Origin of the sequence: Vreelandella aquamarina (genome assembly GCF_020075495.1) — a bacterium.
Classification (GTDB): Bacteria; Pseudomonadota; Gammaproteobacteria; order Pseudomonadales; family Halomonadaceae; genus Vreelandella; species Vreelandella aquamarina_A.
Genome location: NZ_JABYQT010000002.1, coordinates 1 through 15,494 on the forward strand (window position 1 = coordinate 1; position 15,494 = coordinate 15,494).

A 15,494-nucleotide genomic window follows, 5' to 3' on the forward strand; every position below is an offset into this window, starting at 1 on the left:
GGCAGGGCTATGTGCAAGCGATGCAGGAACTCGGACAGCAGGGCGTCATCGATAGCAAGGCCGCACAGTACGGCCATGCCCACAATGAATTTATAGATGCTTTTGCCAAGCGAGGCGTGCTGGGGTTGCTCGTATTATTGGCGCTTTATCTCATTCCCATGCGCCTTTTTGCCAATCAGTTGCAGGCACAAAACCTAGCCACGCGTGCGCTTGCCACTGCAGGCGTATTGCTACCGGTTACCTATATTGACTTTGGTTTGAGTCAGGCGTTTCTGACTCATAACAGTGGAGTGATGATGTATGCATTCCTACTGGTTGTGTTGTGGGGAAGCTACGTAAATCAAAGGCATATAGACCAACGGTAGGGTGCGGCTTACCAGTGGAACAACAACCAAGAACCGGCAGAGTAGCCGGTTCTTTGGTTTTCGATTCCTGCGGTCATCTTGTGATAAAAATGAGTCAGCGCTGGGAGTACCGTCGATGTAGAGGCCCGGCGGGTAATCCCTTACAATGACGCGTGCTTTTTTACAGCGCAGATCGAGAAATTTCATCCGCACAGCGTAGGGCAAGGGAATACGCCCGTTACAATCCCTGGGCGGTAGCGTGCCTTTTTTTGGAATTTATCATGTCAAATACCCCCTTTTTGATAGCGCGGCCAGCTCGCATGCTGCTAGCTGCGCTAGGCGTTGCCTTGGTAGCTGGTTGCTCCTCCTACCCCAGGAGCCACGTACAAGAAGCCCAATACGTATTGAATAACGACCCGGCCACGCTGCTTCAGGATGAAAGCCTCAACGACTTTCTTTCCAAATCCCCAGCCGGTGCCGTGCTGAACGTAGGCCGCAGCCCCTGGGGCCACAACGTCGAAATCGTGGCTGATGCACCGTACCTGGCGGCCAGCGGGCGTGAATGCCGCAAGCTGCGGGTCGTGGAAATGGGGGCTAACGCACGCACAGCGCTGGTGTGCCAAACGCCTAACGGCTGGGTGAACCAGCGCGTGGTGGCCCAGATGGATTCAACCGCAATGCAAGGGCGCTACTAATGAACGTGTTACGCATACTCAAACGCCCGCTTGCGGTAGGTGCTTTAGCAATCGCAGGCTTCAGCGCTGCCAGCACGGCATGGGCGCAAAGCATCAGCTTGCCCAACAGCATCGTGCCCGCTCAGCAACAAAGCCAACTGCAGAGCCAGTCTCAGGATGAAATCAACGACAGGCCCCGAGCAGATTGGCGCAGCGGCACCTACGGCCCCGTCAGCCAGCCCCCGCGCGACCCGGATGCGCTGCCACCGTTTGGCGCCAACCTGTTCACCGGCGGCTTTCGCGGTGCCATGGGCGATGGCCTGAACTCCGATTACCAGGTAAAGCCCGGCGACCAGGTTACCGTTCGCGCCTGGGGCGCCTTCGAGCTCGACCGAGTTCTCCCGGTCGATGCTCAGGGCAACATCTTCATTCCCGGCTCGGGCCCGCTCAATATCGAAGGCCAGAACAGCCAGCAGGTAGACAACAGCGTGCGCCGCGCCATTACCTCCGTCTACCCGGATAACGTCGAAGTCTACACCAACCTGCAGGGCGTGCAGCCCGTGGCCGTCTTCGTGACCGGCTATGTGGAAAACCCTGGCCGTTATGCAGGCACTCCCAATGACTCCTTGCTTTACTTCCTGGACCAGGCTGGCGGCATCGACCAGGATCTGGGTAGCTACCGTCAGATTCATGTGCTGCGCAATAACCAAACCGTGGCCACGGTGGATCTCTACGACTTCCTGATCAACGGCAGCATTGCGCGTCCGCAGTTCCAGGATGGCGATACCATCGTCGTGGAAGAGCGCGGCCCGGCAATTGCCGTAGGTGGCGATGTACACCGCGAACACCGCTACGAACTACTCGGCAACCAGCTAAGTGGTGCTGAATTGGTGAATCTGGCACGTCTAAAAAGTGGCGTTTCCCATGTGCTGTTGCGCGGTAGCCGTGAAGAAGGGCCCATCGCCCAGTATTACCCCCTCGACATGTTCTACGGACAGACCATTCGCAGTGGCGATGAAGTGCTGTTCAGCGCCGACAAACGTAGTGAAACCATCGTGGTAGAAGTGGAGGGCAGTTACTACGGCCCCTCGCGCTACGCGTTACCCCGCGATGCCCGCCTGAGCGAGCTGCTGGACGCCATTGCCGTTCCTGAAAACATGACCGCCGTCGAAAGCATTTCGCTGCAGCGTGAAAGCGTCAAGGAACAGCAGCGCCAGTCCATGGAAGACAGCCTGCGCCGCCTGGAAACCACCTACCTGAGCGCCTCTTCGAGCACCAACGAAGAAGCCCAGGTGCGTGCCCAGGAAGCCGAGCTGATCCAGAACTTCGTAGAGCGCGCCCGCGAACTCGAGCCCAGTGGCCGCATGGTCGTGGCTTACGATGGCCGCATTTCCGATATCCGCCTGCAGGATGGCGATGTGATCACCATCCCCGAAATCAGCGACTCCATGCTGATCAGCGGTGAGGTACTCGTTCCCCAGGCTGCCGTCTATCGCCCTGGCATGAACGTGATCGACTACATCGAAAGCGCTGGCGGCTTTACCAATCGGGCTGACGAAGATCATATCCTGATCGTTCGTCAGAACGGCGCCGTTGAAAACGCCCGCCGAGTGAACCTGCGCCCGGGTGATGAAATCCTCGTCATGCCCGCCGCTCCCACCCACAACCTGCAACTGGCCGCCACGCTCACGCAGATCCTCTACCAGGTGGCCGTTGCCACCCGCGTAGCGGTTGATCTTTAATCGCTGCGAGTCGTGAATAGTAAATGGTAAGCGCGAGGCCTTGTAGCGCGTGGTAACGAGCAAAGCGAGGCACCCGCGAGAGGGCGGCGCCAGCCGCCCCAGCCTGCACAAGCAAAAAACGTAGGACAACCCCAATGGCCGATAACCCAACGGCACCCCGCGGCGCCCGCACCCCCTGGCAGGTAACCCGCAGCGTGTGGTACGCCATGTTCATGCGCGAAGCCATTTCGCGCACCATGGCCGACCGCATGGGCTGGTTCTGGATGATTTTCGAGCCTTTTGCGCTTGTTGCTATCATGGTAGGTATTCGCAGCTTTATTCGCGGTGACAGGCTTATAGTCAACGCGCCCTTTATTCCTTGGATGATTGCGGGAATGATGGGGTTCTTTCTAGTTCGGGAAGGAATGCTGCGTGGCATGGGGGCTATTGAAGGTAACAGCGCCCTGTTTGCCTACCGCCAAGTACAACCTGTCGACCCGGTACTCGTACGTAACTTTTTAGAAGGCATGTTACGCACGTTCGTTTTTCTGCTGTTCATCGTTGGCGGTTTGATGCTGGGCCTTGAGATGTACCCCGATAATGCCATACGCGCCATGGCGGCTTGGCTGTCGCTATGGAGCCTGGGGCTTGGGCTTGGCCTGTTTACGTCGGTTGCTGCAACTCTTGTGCCTGAAATAGGCCGCGTCATTCGTATGCTTTCACTACCCTTGCTGATTATCTCCGGCGTTATTTTTCCGCTCAATCAAATGCCCCACTGGCTTTTGGAGTATCTAATGCTCAACCCCATTCCCCATGCATTGGAAACTCTACGTCTTGGTTTTTTCGAAAACTACAAGGTGATTCACGGCACCAGCATGCTCTATTTCTGGCTGGTCACGCTCTCGCTCAATGCAATGGGGCTACTGATGCACTTACGTTTTGTTGATCGATTAAAGGCTAAATAATTCATGCAAGGCTCAATCACTCGGTTTTTCAGAAAGTCGCCTCAATGGGCAATAGCCTTGATCGCCATCGTGCTAGTGAGTTTTTATTGGTTCGTATGGGCGCAAGATCGTTATGTTTCCCGCGCAACGGTCGTGCTGGAAAGCCCTCAAGTTGCCACGCCAGAATTTAACCTTTCATCCTTGATGGGCGGTGGGGCTGGTAACACGGCTGACTTGCTTCTTCTTCGAGAGCACTTGCTGTCCGTCGATATGCTGCGCCTGCTGGATGAGCAACTCGGCTTTCGCCAGCATTACAGTGAACATGGCGATTTTTTTGCCAAGCTGCGTAATCCCGATGTCCCCATCGAAGAGCTACATAAATACTATCTTCGCCGTGTAGAGGTAGAGCTGGACGAATACGCAGGTGTGCTCAACATTCAAGTTCAAGGCTACACGCCCGAGTTTGCCCACGACATGGCCTCGCTGCTTCTGGAGGCAGGCGAAAACCATATGAATGAAATGGGGCACCGCCTGGCCGATGAGCAGGTGCATTTCCTGGAAAGGCAGATGGTGAACCTGGAGGAGCGCTTTAGAGAAACCCGCTCTCAGCTGCTGGAATTCCAGAACGAGTATGGCTTGGTATCACCCACCGCAACGGTAGAAAGTATTAACCAGGTCGTCGCGACACTGGAAGGTGATTTGGCGCGTCTTCAAGCACAGCGTAACGCGTTGGCAAGCTTTCAAAGCACCCAGTCCGCCGAGTTACGCCAAGTAGAAAGAAATATTACGGCGCTACGTGACCAAATCGAAGAGCAGCGTGACCGCCTGGCGCAAGCCACGGGGAACTCACTCAATCGTGTTTCCTCGGAATATCAAACGCTAGAACTACAGGCCCAGTTCGCCCAGGAAACTTACTCGAATGCGCTAGCCGTACTCGAAAACACGCGATTGGAAGCCGCCCGGCAGCTCAAGCAGGTAAGCGTATTGCAAAGCCCGTTAATGCCTGAGTACCCAACCGAGCCCAACCGCCTCTACAACAGTAGCGTCTTTGCCATCATCACCATCTTTCTGGCCTTCATCCTCAGCATGATCATCATGATCGTGAAAGACCACCGGGATTGATCAGGCACAAATGGTAAGGCGTAAGCCTGCGCGTTACGGTCAATCAATGAAGTACGTAAGGTATGCCTATCCCTATCACACGCTCTGTTGAGGTATGAATCAAAGCGCGTGATAACGTTTTGCGAGGCACGAGCAAATAAGGCGCCCGCGAATGGCGGCTGCAAGCCGCCCCGGCCAAGGCACCCAAGGCATGCTTTTGCATCACATCGGCAGCGCTCGCCGCGCTGCTCCCGCGGGTGCGCCTGGCGGCTTACCACGCGCTACGGTTTGCTCCTCATCAAGTGCCGGCGACAACCCCGTAGCGCGTGGTAACGAATCTCGCGAGGCACGAGCGAATGAGGCACCCGCGGATGGCGGCTGCCAAGCCGCCCCAGCCAAGGCACCCAAGGCATGCTTTTGCATCACATCGGCAGCGCTCGCCGCGCTGCTCCCGCGGGTGCGCCTGGCGGCTTACCACGCGCTACGGTTTGCCCCTCATCAAGTGCCGGCAACCACCCCGTAGCGCGTGGTAACGAATCTCGCGAGGCACGAGCGAATGAGGCACCCGCGGAAGGCGGCTGCCAAGCCGCTCGAACAAGCCACTGCGACCAATTCGCCACCAAATTGAAGGCACGCTAAACGCACCAAAATCGGAGAACGGTATGCTCGATATCATTCACCACGGTGGCGCCACCGGGGTAACCGGCAGCTGCCATCAACTGATATTGAACACCGCGCACTCGTTACTGATCGACTGCGGCCTGTTCCAGGGCGAAGATGCCGCGGAAGACTCCTTCGAGCAGTTGCAGATCGAATTCGATATCAGCACCGTTCAGGCGCTCATCATCACCCACGTACACATCGACCACGTAGGGCGGCTGCCGTACCTGCTGGCTGCTGGCTTCAAAGGCCCCATCATCTGCTCGGAGCCGTCTGCCAAGCTGCTGCCGCTCGTAATCGAAGACGCGCTTAAAATCGGCTTCACCCGTAACGCCCAACTGATCGAACGCTTTCAGGATCAACTAAAGCAGCAGATCATCAGCGTGCCTTACGGCAAGTGGCATCGCGTGGCCCATAACACTATCGGCACTACTCGCATAAAGCTTAAGCGCGCTGGGCACATTCTAGGTTCCAGCTACGTAGAAATCGCATACCAGGCCACCGGCCGCGGCGAAAACGAGTGCGTAGTGTTCTCGGGCGACCTGGGCGCACCCCATGCACCGCTACTACCCGCACCCAAATCGCCCAGCGGCTGCCACCAGCTGGTGCTCGAAAGCACCTACGGCAACCGCACCCACCCAGACCGCCGCCAGCGTCGCGCCGTGCTCAAGCGGGCTATCGAACAAGCGCTCGCCAATGGCGGCACGGTCATGGTGCCGGCCTTCAGCATTGGCCGCACCCAGGAGCTGCTTTATGAGCTGGAAGGCATCATTCACGATGCTAAAAGCACCCAGTGGAAGAAGCTCGAAATCATCGTCGATTCGCCTTTGGCCGCCCGTTTCACCCAGGTATATCGCGAACTGAAACCCTTCTGGGACAAAGGAGCCCAGCGCCGCCTGAAAAAAGGCCGCCACCCGCTGAATTTTGCCAATCTCTACACGGTAGATACCCATGAAGAACATCAGCAAACCGTAGAGTACCTGGCCAGCACTGGCAGGCCCGCCGTAGTGATTGCTGCCAGCGGCATGTGCGCCGGCGGGCGCATCATGAACTACCTCAAGGCCATGCTGAATGATGCCCGCCACCAGGTGCTGTTCGTAGGTTATCAGGGTGCCGGCACCCCAGGCCGCGCCATACAGCAATATGGCCCCCAGGGCGGCTGGGTAGAACTCGATGGCCAGCGCATCGATATCAAGGCCGGCATTACCAGCATCAGCGGCTACTCTGCTCACGCCGGCCAAGTGGATCTGATCAATTTTGTAAAGCGCATGCGCCGCTGGCCGCACACCATTCATCTAGTACACGGCGAACAAACCGCGCGCGATGTGCTCAAAGGTAAGCTGGAAGCCCTGTATCAGCGAAAGGGTAAGCACGTCAGCATTCGTAGCGCAGGCCAAGGAACGCCGACTGCTGCTCCTTATCTTCGTCATTCAAACAGTGATCTCGAGTTCTCATGAAAAATATAGCGGTAGCAGGTACGGGGTATGTAGGCCTATCGAACGCCATGCTGTTGGCCCAGCATAACCGCGTTGTGGCGGTAGATATCGTTCAAGACAAGGTCGACAAGCTAAACGCAGGGCGTTCGCCTATCGTGGATGCCGAAATCAGCAGCTTCCTGGCGCGTGACGATATCAACTTCACGGCCACCTGCGATGCCAGCAAGGCCTACCGCGAAGCCGATATCGTCATCATCGCCACACCCACTGACTACGACCCGAACACCAATACGTTCAATACTCAAAGCGTAGAAGCGGTCATCCGCCTGGTGATGGAGAGTAACCCAAACGCGCTGATGGTCATCAAATCGACCGTACCAGTAGGTTACACCCAAGAAGCTCGCAAGCGCTTCATGACGGATAACCTGATCTTTTCACCGGAGTTCCTGCGTGAAGGCAAAGCCCTTTATGACAACCTGCATCCCTCGCGTATTATCGTAGGCGAGTGTTCCGAACGAGCAGAAGCGTTTGCCGGGTTGCTCCAGCAAGGTGCCATCAAGCAGGATGTGCCCGTTCTGCTGACCCACAGCACGGAAGCCGAAGCCATCAAGCTGTTTGCCAACACCTATCTGGCCATGCGTGTGGCCTACTTCAACGAGCTGGACACCTACGCTGAAAGCAATGGCCTGGATACCCGCCAGATTATCGAAGGGGTAGGGCTCGACCCGCGCATAGGGCAGCACTACAACAACCCAAGCTTTGGTTATGGCGGCTACTGCCTGCCAAAGGATACCAAGCAGTTGTTGGCCAACTACCAGGACGTGCCCAGCAACATTATTCAAGCCATTGTGGATGCCAACCGCACCCGCAAGGACTTCATCGCCGAATCCGTATTGAAGCACAAGCCCAGGATAGTCGGTATTTACCGGCTGATAATGAAGTCTGGCTCCGATAACTTCCGCGCCAGTGCCATGCAGGGCGTGATGAAACGGCTCAAGGCGAAAGGGATCGAGGTCATCGTGTATGAGCCCACCTTGAAAGAAGAGCGCTTCTTCAATTCAGAAGTGTTCACGGAACTCTCCGCCTTCAAACAAAAGGCGGATCTCATACTCAGTAACCGCATGTCGCTAGAGCTCGAGGACGTTGCCAACAAGGTATACACCCGCGATCTGTTTGGCAGCGATTGAAAGACGAATAGACACCATCACTCCTCATGTGCAAGAGCCGTTGACGCAACCTGACATCAAGATCGAACGACCATGATCGAAATCAAGAACCTCTACAAGCGCTACCACAACCATCACGGTAGCGACTGGGTGCTGAAAGACATCAACCTGACTATTCCCGCCGGGATCAGTGTGGGATTGATTGGCGCTAACGGGGCGGGTAAATCCACGCTGTTGCGTCTTATCGCCGGTATGGACTCGCCAGAGCGTGGAGAAGTCATTCGCCATAGCCGTGTTTCCTGGCCTGTCGGGCTTTCGGGCGGCATGCAAAGCAATATGACAGGTCGCCAAAACACCAAATTTGTAGCACGCACCCAAGGGCGTGGAAAAGACATCAAAGAAATTATCAAGTTTGTAGAAGACTTCGCTGAAATAGGAGAAGCCTTTGATGAACCGATACGTACTTATTCATCAGGTATGAAGTCACGCCTATCTTTTGGGTTATCTCTTGCATTTGATTTTGATGTGTATATCTCTGATGAGGCTACAGCCGTTGGTGATCGTGCCTTTAAAGCAAAGGCACAAGAGCTATTCAAAGAGCGAGTAGGTAAGGCCTCATTAATTATGGTGTCTCATGGCGAAGGTATTCTTCGCGATTTATGTCAAGCAGGCATTTACCTCAAAAATGGCAGTGCGACTTGGTATAACGATATCAACGAAGCTATTGCTGACTACCATCAAGATACCGATGATAAATCGCTATTACATGAACTAAATGAGAAATCGTTTGATATCGATCCAGCTACTTTAAGTAAAGCGCAGATTAATGCAATTCAGCAAGAGTTGAGAAATACTAGACCTAGAGCAAACGGTCTGCATATACTAATTCAACAGGCTAAAGAGCTCAAGTGGGAAAAAGAAGAGTTAGATGTGCTACGTAAGGCTCATAAACACGCAAAAGCGCGAGTTGATGAGCTAGTAAATATCATTAATGCAACGCCTGATGGTATTCGAAAAGCAGCCAAAGGCGAGGTGAATAAGTTTGACCGCACCGTGATAGGCATAGAGTATGGGCTTAGTTTAGCATTACAAGAGAAATGGTCGGAAACAGAACAAATAACATTAGAGAAAGCTAAAAAACTTGCTTATCTTCGTAAAAGTGAAAAGGAAGCGGCTCTTGAAGTTATTGATGGCGACGATTAATAATCAATCTACTTAGGTTTAAAATACCGTTATGCAGCAGCAAGCGTCTATTATTATTCCAGTTCGTGCAAATATGGCAAGCTCACGTGAACTAGCTCGTCTGGAAACTCTGCTAACCTGCATTCCTGGCGGATATGAAGCAATTATCGTTAATGATGGTAGCCCACGTGCAGTAGGAAAGTGGATAGATAGGTTAGTAGAGAAGCAACATCGGGTTTCACGCCCTATCACAAGCTTGCACCTACGTACCCGTTTCAAAAAATTCTCATTAGCACGTGCACGCAATCGTGGTGCTGAAGCAGCAAATACACCAGTAGTGCTATTTCATGATGTTGATTTTTTGGCGGTAACAACGGTGTATCAACGTTTGCTGGTGTACATTGCCCAGCAAGAGCTGGCTACGAAACCAGAGAACTTCTTCTGCGTCCCTGTAGCGTTTTTAACTGAACCTGCGACACAGCACTTTATGCACGCGTTTAACCAAGGTAATGAGGCGTGGTGCTTTCGTAACCGCCAGCAATTGCCCAAAGAGAGCCTGCAATTTTTAGTGCAAGGTAGCTCTTGCATTGTGATGAACAGAGAAGACTTGCTAAGTATAGGCGGCCATGATGAGGGGTTTAAAGGCCATGGAGCCGAGGACTTTGAACTGCTACACCGACTTTCCTGCCGCTTTCCTATTGCAGAGAAACCACCGGAATACGAGCGCAATATGGGCAGTGGCATGGCTAACGAATACCGCGGTTTCAGGGCCTACTTTGCGCTTTACGGAGAGCAGTGCCGTCAGGCAGGTTGTACGCTTGTTCATCTTTGGCATCCTAAGCGCAAAGGCTTTGGTTACTATCGCCATAAACAAAATTTCAAGCGGTTACAGCAGGTAATGGTCACTCATCCGCCCGTAGAGCGCCTACCCTCCAGCCAAGTTTCTCCTACCGTGTTATTGGTTGATAACGAACATGGCTGATCTTTCAATTACTTACTTAGTATTAGCTCATGAAAGCGTCTCACGCGTTACTCGCTTGGTGGACAAGCTGCTGCTAGAAGATACTAATGGTCAAGTTATTGTTCATTATGATAAAAAATCCGGTAAGGCACCTTATGAACGGCTAAGCGATTACTATGCAAACGAGCCACGCTGCCATGTGCTTTTAAACAGGGTGCGTTGCGGCTGGGGGCAATGGAGTTTGGTGGAAGCAACCTTACGAATGTTGCGCTATGCTCAAGCGTCCTATAAAACCGATTACTACTATTTACTTAGCGAGTATTGCTATCCTACACAACCTCTAAGCGCACTCAAAGAGCACTTGAAAAAGCATCGAGGTACCAATTTCATCGAGTGTGAGAACAGTAGATGGATTAAAGGTGGTATTCGCGAAGATAGATACCTTTATCGGCACTTCCTCAATAAACGAAAATACCCGCGCCTACATCGCTGGACGTACAAATGGCAAAAATGGTTAGGACTGAAGCGCAAATTACCCGACGGATTAACTATCAGATTCGGCAGCCAGTGGTGGTGCTTAACGCAAGAAGTGATTGAGCATGTACTAGTATTAGAGCCTTATTACCAGAGTTTTTTTCGATGGGTATGGATACCAGATGAATGCTTTTTTAGTAGTTTGGTGTTTAGTAAATCAGAAGTGAATTCTAATTTACTAACCTTTTATCAGTTCAATGTTTCAGGCGCTGCTGTTTACTTAGATTCTATTGTTTCAAATAAGTATTTTTTCTATAGAAAAAGGAGGTAAAATTTATGAATAATATTACAAAAGATAAGCTGAGTCCCTTTTTTAAAGAAGTGGTAAGTTTCCAGAATGATATGAATCACAAATCCTTGATTAGTTTAGTTAATGGTTTTCTATCCAATAATAAAGTTGAATTATACCACCCATTTATTGATTGTGTTAATACAACGCTTTTTTTCTAAAAGAATACGAATGTCTAATTGTCTTTTTTTTGCTGATGATAATGGTGAGAATAGATGGTGTTTAATCCAGATTAGTCATTTCTTTAATGCAGTTTTTAACAAAGATATTATTTTTGTTTATAATAAATTTGGTAAAGTGGTCGAGTTGGTTGTTAAAGAAATTTTAGAATTACAAGTTTTAAACTTCTTTCCAAAGCGTCCAAATTCTTTTGGCGGGGTAGTAGTTGATCAAAATAGGCCTTTCCATTATTTTTACGATCAATTTATAAATTTGCCTGATTTATGTTTGTCAGAAGTGTATATAAAAGACGGCTGCTACTTAAGTCCCGAAATTTTAGGTTTTAATGTTTATAAATGCAATGAAAATAATAGTTATATTTTCCCATGTTCAGTAGGTACCCGTTTCCAGTTTGGAGATTCGATAGACTTAAACAGACCCGAAGCTTTCCGAATGGAGAATAAAATAAAAAGTAGTATTAGTCCTATTAATCAAGTTGATAAAGAAGTATTTAGTTTATGGTATGGAATTACGGGAACTAAGAGAAGTTTAGTTGAGCAGGTGGAGTTAATAGAGCTAGTGTCAGAAAAACTTGCTGAAAAATATGATGAAATTGTTTTGTATATAGATGGAATGACATCTCATGAAGCCCGAAAAGAATTATTTCCTGAAGATATGGAAGTTTATAGGAAAATCAAAAAACGTATAAAGTCAAAAAAAATAAAAATAATAAATATGATTTCTGAGGATTATAAAATAAAGATTAAAGAATGCATGAAATGTAATGCATTTATAGCAAATGGTGGTTTTGGATGCTTTGTTCCTCTACGCATATGCGGTATTCCAGGGGTAGTTCATAGCAACCTTCAATTGTTTAATTTCCCAGGAGAATACAATAAGAAAAAAATTGTTTTTCCTTCATGCGAATATGTTAGAGAACTCGGTAATGGAAAGAGAGCCGATTATACAAGTTACAGTATTGATTGGCGTTATTTGTTTAACTTGTTCTCTTATATTGTAAAGATTAATTATAATGTGGATTTGGGGGCTAAGTGTTTCCCCCATCCGATACATGATAAGTTTTTTTTAGCTAAAAGCGAAGCTACCAGTGCTGTGATTGATGGTATAAGAGATATGGCATATGAATTTTATGAGAAGGGTGACCGAAATGTGGCATTAAAGATGTTGAATCAAGCCTATATTTATAGACCCGCTGGCGATAAAATTAAAAGCACTATAATGAAAATTGAGAGAGAGGAAGGTTTTTAATGATTTCTTTAAAACTACTAGATTGTACTTTGCGCGATGGCGGTTACTATAACGCGTGGGATTTTACAGAGGAGCTCATTAATGAATATTTAAATGCCATGCAAGCTGCCGGTATTGATATTGTGGAGCTAGGACTTCGTTCTCTGCAAAATGAAGGATTTAAAGGCCCTTGTGCATTCACTACGGATGAGTTTATTCGCGGACTGACTATTCCCGATTGTTTAACAGTCGGAGTAATGGTTAATGGTAGTGAGCTAGTGGGTAAGTTGCCTCAAAAGGAAATGCTTGAAAGACTCTTCCCTAACGATGCAACTAACTCCCCAGTGGAATTGGTACGCATTGCCTGTCACGTTCACGAGTTTAGTGCGGCGTTACCAGCGGTTACTTGGCTGAAAGAACGCGGTTTTAAGGTTGGTTTCAACCTGATGCAAATCGCTGACCGGACCGAAGAAGAAGTAAAAGCGCTTGCCCGTGAAGCCAAGGCTTATCCACTGGATGCACTCTATTTCGCAGACAGCTTGGGTAGTATGAATCCAGATCAGGCAGCACGCATTATTCATTGGATACGCACGGAATGGGAAGGACCAATGGGTATCCATACCCATGATAATTTGGGCCTTGCACTTTCTAATACGTTACGTGCGATTGATGAAGGCGTTACTTGGGTAGATGCTACAGTAACAGGTATGGGACGTGGCCCCGGAAATGCTCGTACTGAAGAGCTAGCGATTGAATTAGCTGAGCGTCGTGATAAGCAGGTAAGTATGGTACCGCTAATGGCACTACTGCGTAAGCATTTCAAGCCAATGCAGGAACAATATGGTTGGGGAACTAATCCGTATTACTATTTGGCTGGTAAATACGGTATTCACCCCACATATATTCAACAAATGCTTAGCGACTCTCGTTATGACGAAGAAGATGTACTGGCAGTAATTGAGCACCTTCGTGTTGAAGGTGGGAAGAAATTCAGCGTTGATATTCTTGATTCCGCTCGTGATTTTTACCGTGCAGAAGCTCAAGGTCGATGGTCACCTAAGCAAGTATTTAATGGGCGAGATGTATTATTGCTAGGCACAGGGCCAGGTGTTGAGCAACACCGCAAGGCATTAGAACGGTATATACGTCAAACACAGCCGCTTGTAGTGGCATTAAATACGCAAAGCGCCCTAGAGGCTAATCTAATTGACCTTCGAGTTGCATGCCATCCCGTTCGACTGCTTGCTGATTGTGAAGAGCATACCCGCTTAAACCAGCCTTTAATTACACCCTACTCAATGCTACCTGAAGAATTGCAACGAGCTCTTGCTAACAAAGAAATACTCGATTTTGGATTGAATATAACCCAAGGAAAATTTGTATTTGGGGCTGTACATTGCACTTTACCTACCTCATTGGTTGTTGCTTATGCACTAGCAGTAGCTAATAGCGGTCAAGCTAATAAAATAATCATGGCTGGTTTTGATGGTTATGGAGCAGATGATCCACGTAGCCAAGAAATGCATCAACTATTTGAGCTATATCAAGCAACGGAAAAAGCGATCGATCTTGTAGCGATTACGCCTACACGTTATGGACTTCACACTGAATCCGTTTACGCTCTCTAAGCACTCAAAAGGAAAATGCAATGCGCAGTGTTGTAATGATACCTGCTCGCTACGCTTCGAGCCGTTACCCAGGCAAGCCACTTGTGAATCTACTTGGAAAACCAATGGTGCTTTGGGTAGCAGAATTATCGGCTAAAGCAGTCGGTAAAGAAAATGTATATGTAGCGACAGAAAGCGAGCGAATTTATGAAGTGGTAGAAAGTGCGGGTTTTAATGCAGTAATGACTACAGATGATGCGCTGACAGGCACGGACCGTCTTGCACAAGCAGCTGAAAAAGTCCAAGCAGATATTTATATTAACGTACAGGGCGATGAAGCACTTGTCGACCCAGCTGATATTTTAAAAGTACGTGATGCAAAACTAGATAACATGAACGATGTGATTAATGGCTTTAGCTGGATATCCGATGATGAAGATCCATATAATATAAATATTCCTAAAGTTATTAGTACCGAAGATAATAAGCTAATTTATATGTCCCGCGCTGCTCTTCCTGGCTTTAAAGATCCAAAATGCGCGCCTATACGCTATAAAAAACAGGTATGTATTTATGCATTTACCCGAGAAGAGCTGAGCTCTTTTAGGGCTTTTGGACGTAAAAGTAAGCTAGAATTCAGCGAGGATATTGAAATACTACGCTTCCTTGAAATAGGTAAAACCATTCGCTTGATTGAAACAAAATCAGGAAGCTTGGCGGTTGACGTGCCTGAAGATGTGATTAAGGTAGAGTCAGCAATGCGAAAGGTAGGAATGAGATGAAGCATGCTCTTAGTGATTATAAAACTCTAGTATTCGATTGTGATGGTGTTGTTTTAAACTCTAATCGTGTCAAGACTAATGCTTTTTACAAAGCAGCTTTGCCTTACGGAGAGGCCGCTGCTGAAGCTTTAGTTGAGTATCATGTTCGACACGGCGGTATTTCACGCTACAGAAAATTTGCTCATTTTCTTGAAAGTATTGTTAAGCCAGAACAATCTGGACCCACCCTAGAGGAGCTTCTTAAACGTTACGCAGATAATGTATGTGATGGTTTGATGAGTTGTAAAATTTCACCTGATTTGGAGCGTTTAAAAGAGGCAACAGCTAGCTCTCGTTGGTTAATTGTATCTGGGGGAGATCAGACCGAGCTTCGGCGAGTATTTACTGCAAGAGGTATTGATCATTTCTTCGATGGTGGTATTTTCGGTAGCCCTAATAGTAAGGATGAAATTCTTAATAGGGAGCTTACAACTGGTAATATTCAGCAACCAGCGCTTTTCTTAGGTGATAGTAAATATGATTACCAAGCTTCGTCTGCTGCAGGCCTGGATTTTGTATTTCTAACTGGTTGGACTGAAATGGTTAATTATGACACTTGGGTAAGTAATGAGAATCTTACTTCAGCTATAAATTTAGGTGTTTTTACTGATTTATATTCTTAATTAGCATAAAAAGTTAATTTTAAT

At 49.0% G+C, this 15,494-nt stretch carries 13 protein-coding genes and 1 pseudogene; all 14 read left to right on the forward strand.

Annotation, left to right across the window (positions count from 1 at the left end; genetic code table 11):
- A pseudogene (locus HW452_RS02755) lies at nucleotides 1-365 on the forward strand (O-antigen ligase family protein); the annotation flags it as partial.
- Between the two features lie 260 nt (nucleotides 366-625).
- Nucleotides 626-1,039, forward strand: coding sequence for a DVU3141 family protein (locus HW452_RS02760; protein ID WP_224104578.1), 414 nt, complete (start codon nucleotides 626-628; stop codon nucleotides 1,037-1,039).
- On the forward strand, nucleotides 1,039-2,760 hold the full coding sequence (locus HW452_RS02765) for a polysaccharide biosynthesis/export family protein (RefSeq protein ID WP_224104579.1): 1,722 nt from the start codon (nucleotides 1,039-1,041) through the stop codon (nucleotides 2,758-2,760). The genes HW452_RS02760 and HW452_RS02765 overlap by 1 nt, the downstream gene beginning before the upstream one ends.
- 134 nt (nucleotides 2,761-2,894) lie before the next feature.
- Nucleotides 2,895-3,704 carry an ABC transporter permease gene (locus tag HW452_RS02770; RefSeq protein WP_224104580.1) on the forward strand — a complete coding sequence of 270 codons (810 nt, stop codon included), beginning with the start codon at nucleotides 2,895-2,897 and terminating at the stop codon, nucleotides 3,702-3,704.
- A 3-nt stretch (nucleotides 3,705-3,707) separates the two neighbouring features.
- Complete coding sequence (locus HW452_RS02775; protein ID WP_224104581.1) at nucleotides 3,708-4,805, forward strand: chain-length determining protein; 1,098 nt, start codon at nucleotides 3,708-3,710, stop codon at nucleotides 4,803-4,805.
- Between the two features lie 641 nt (nucleotides 4,806-5,446).
- Nucleotides 5,447-6,901, forward strand: a complete 1,455-nt coding sequence (locus HW452_RS02780; RefSeq protein WP_224104582.1) for an MBL fold metallo-hydrolase — start codon at nucleotides 5,447-5,449, stop codon at nucleotides 6,899-6,901.
- A complete protein-coding gene (locus HW452_RS02785) occupies nucleotides 6,898-8,067 on the forward strand; it encodes a nucleotide sugar dehydrogenase (RefSeq protein ID WP_224104583.1) in 1,170 nt (389 codons plus the stop codon). The genes HW452_RS02780 and HW452_RS02785 overlap by 4 nt, the downstream gene beginning before the upstream one ends.
- 72 nt (nucleotides 8,068-8,139) lie before the next feature.
- Nucleotides 8,140-9,249, forward strand: coding sequence for an ABC transporter ATP-binding protein (locus HW452_RS02790; protein ID WP_224104584.1), 1,110 nt, complete (start codon nucleotides 8,140-8,142; stop codon nucleotides 9,247-9,249).
- Nucleotides 9,250-9,280: 31 nt separating this feature from the next.
- On the forward strand, nucleotides 9,281-10,210 hold the full coding sequence (locus HW452_RS02795; protein WP_224104585.1) for a glycosyltransferase: 930 nt from the start codon (nucleotides 9,281-9,283) through the stop codon (nucleotides 10,208-10,210).
- Complete coding sequence (locus HW452_RS02800; RefSeq protein ID WP_224104586.1) at nucleotides 10,203-10,994, forward strand: beta-1,6-N-acetylglucosaminyltransferase; 792 nt, start codon at nucleotides 10,203-10,205, stop codon at nucleotides 10,992-10,994. The genes HW452_RS02795 and HW452_RS02800 overlap by 8 nt, the downstream gene beginning before the upstream one ends.
- Before the next feature lie 189 nt (nucleotides 10,995-11,183).
- On the forward strand, nucleotides 11,184-12,440 hold the full coding sequence (locus tag HW452_RS02805; protein ID WP_224104587.1) for a hypothetical protein: 1,257 nt from the start codon (nucleotides 11,184-11,186) through the stop codon (nucleotides 12,438-12,440).
- Nucleotides 12,440-14,047, forward strand: coding sequence for an aldolase catalytic domain-containing protein (locus tag HW452_RS02810; RefSeq protein WP_224104588.1), 1,608 nt, complete (start codon nucleotides 12,440-12,442; stop codon nucleotides 14,045-14,047). The genes HW452_RS02805 and HW452_RS02810 overlap by 1 nt, the downstream gene beginning before the upstream one ends.
- 20 nt (nucleotides 14,048-14,067) lie before the next feature.
- Nucleotides 14,068-14,808 carry a 3-deoxy-manno-octulosonate cytidylyltransferase gene (locus HW452_RS02815; RefSeq protein WP_224104589.1) on the forward strand — a complete coding sequence of 247 codons (741 nt, stop codon included), beginning with the start codon at nucleotides 14,068-14,070 and terminating at the stop codon, nucleotides 14,806-14,808.
- On the forward strand, nucleotides 14,805-15,470 hold the full coding sequence (locus HW452_RS02820; RefSeq protein WP_224104590.1) for an HAD family hydrolase: 666 nt from the start codon (nucleotides 14,805-14,807) through the stop codon (nucleotides 15,468-15,470). Before HW452_RS02815 ends, HW452_RS02820 begins: the two co-directional genes overlap by 4 nt.
- Nucleotides 15,471-15,494 lie beyond the last annotated feature (24 nt).

Excerpts from the sequence above, each read along its gene's own strand:
- HW452_RS02760 (WP_224104578.1), top strand. The coding sequence starts at position 626 with ATGTCAAATACCCCCTTTTTGATAGCGCGGCCAGCTCGCATGCTGCTA.
- HW452_RS02765 (WP_224104579.1), top strand. The coding sequence starts at position 1,039 with ATGAACGTGTTACGCATACTCAAACGCCCGCTTGCGGTAGGTGCTTTA.
- HW452_RS02770 (WP_224104580.1), top strand. The coding sequence starts at position 2,895 with ATGGCCGATAACCCAACGGCACCCCGCGGCGCCCGCACCCCCTGGCAG.
- HW452_RS02775 (WP_224104581.1), top strand. The coding sequence starts at position 3,708 with ATGCAAGGCTCAATCACTCGGTTTTTCAGAAAGTCGCCTCAATGGGCA.
- HW452_RS02780 (WP_224104582.1), top strand. The coding sequence starts at position 5,447 with ATGCTCGATATCATTCACCACGGTGGCGCCACCGGGGTAACCGGCAGC.
- HW452_RS02785 (WP_224104583.1), top strand. The coding sequence starts at position 6,898 with ATGAAAAATATAGCGGTAGCAGGTACGGGGTATGTAGGCCTATCGAAC.
- HW452_RS02790 (WP_224104584.1), top strand. The coding sequence starts at position 8,140 with ATGATCGAAATCAAGAACCTCTACAAGCGCTACCACAACCATCACGGT.
- HW452_RS02795 (WP_224104585.1), top strand. The coding sequence starts at position 9,281 with ATGCAGCAGCAAGCGTCTATTATTATTCCAGTTCGTGCAAATATGGCA.
- HW452_RS02800 (WP_224104586.1), top strand. The coding sequence starts at position 10,203 with ATGGCTGATCTTTCAATTACTTACTTAGTATTAGCTCATGAAAGCGTC.
- HW452_RS02805 (WP_224104587.1), top strand. The coding sequence starts at position 11,184 with ATGTCTAATTGTCTTTTTTTTGCTGATGATAATGGTGAGAATAGATGG.
- HW452_RS02810 (WP_224104588.1), top strand. The coding sequence starts at position 12,440 with ATGATTTCTTTAAAACTACTAGATTGTACTTTGCGCGATGGCGGTTAC.
- HW452_RS02815 (WP_224104589.1), top strand. The coding sequence starts at position 14,068 with ATGCGCAGTGTTGTAATGATACCTGCTCGCTACGCTTCGAGCCGTTAC.
- HW452_RS02820 (WP_224104590.1), top strand. The coding sequence starts at position 14,805 with ATGAAGCATGCTCTTAGTGATTATAAAACTCTAGTATTCGATTGTGAT.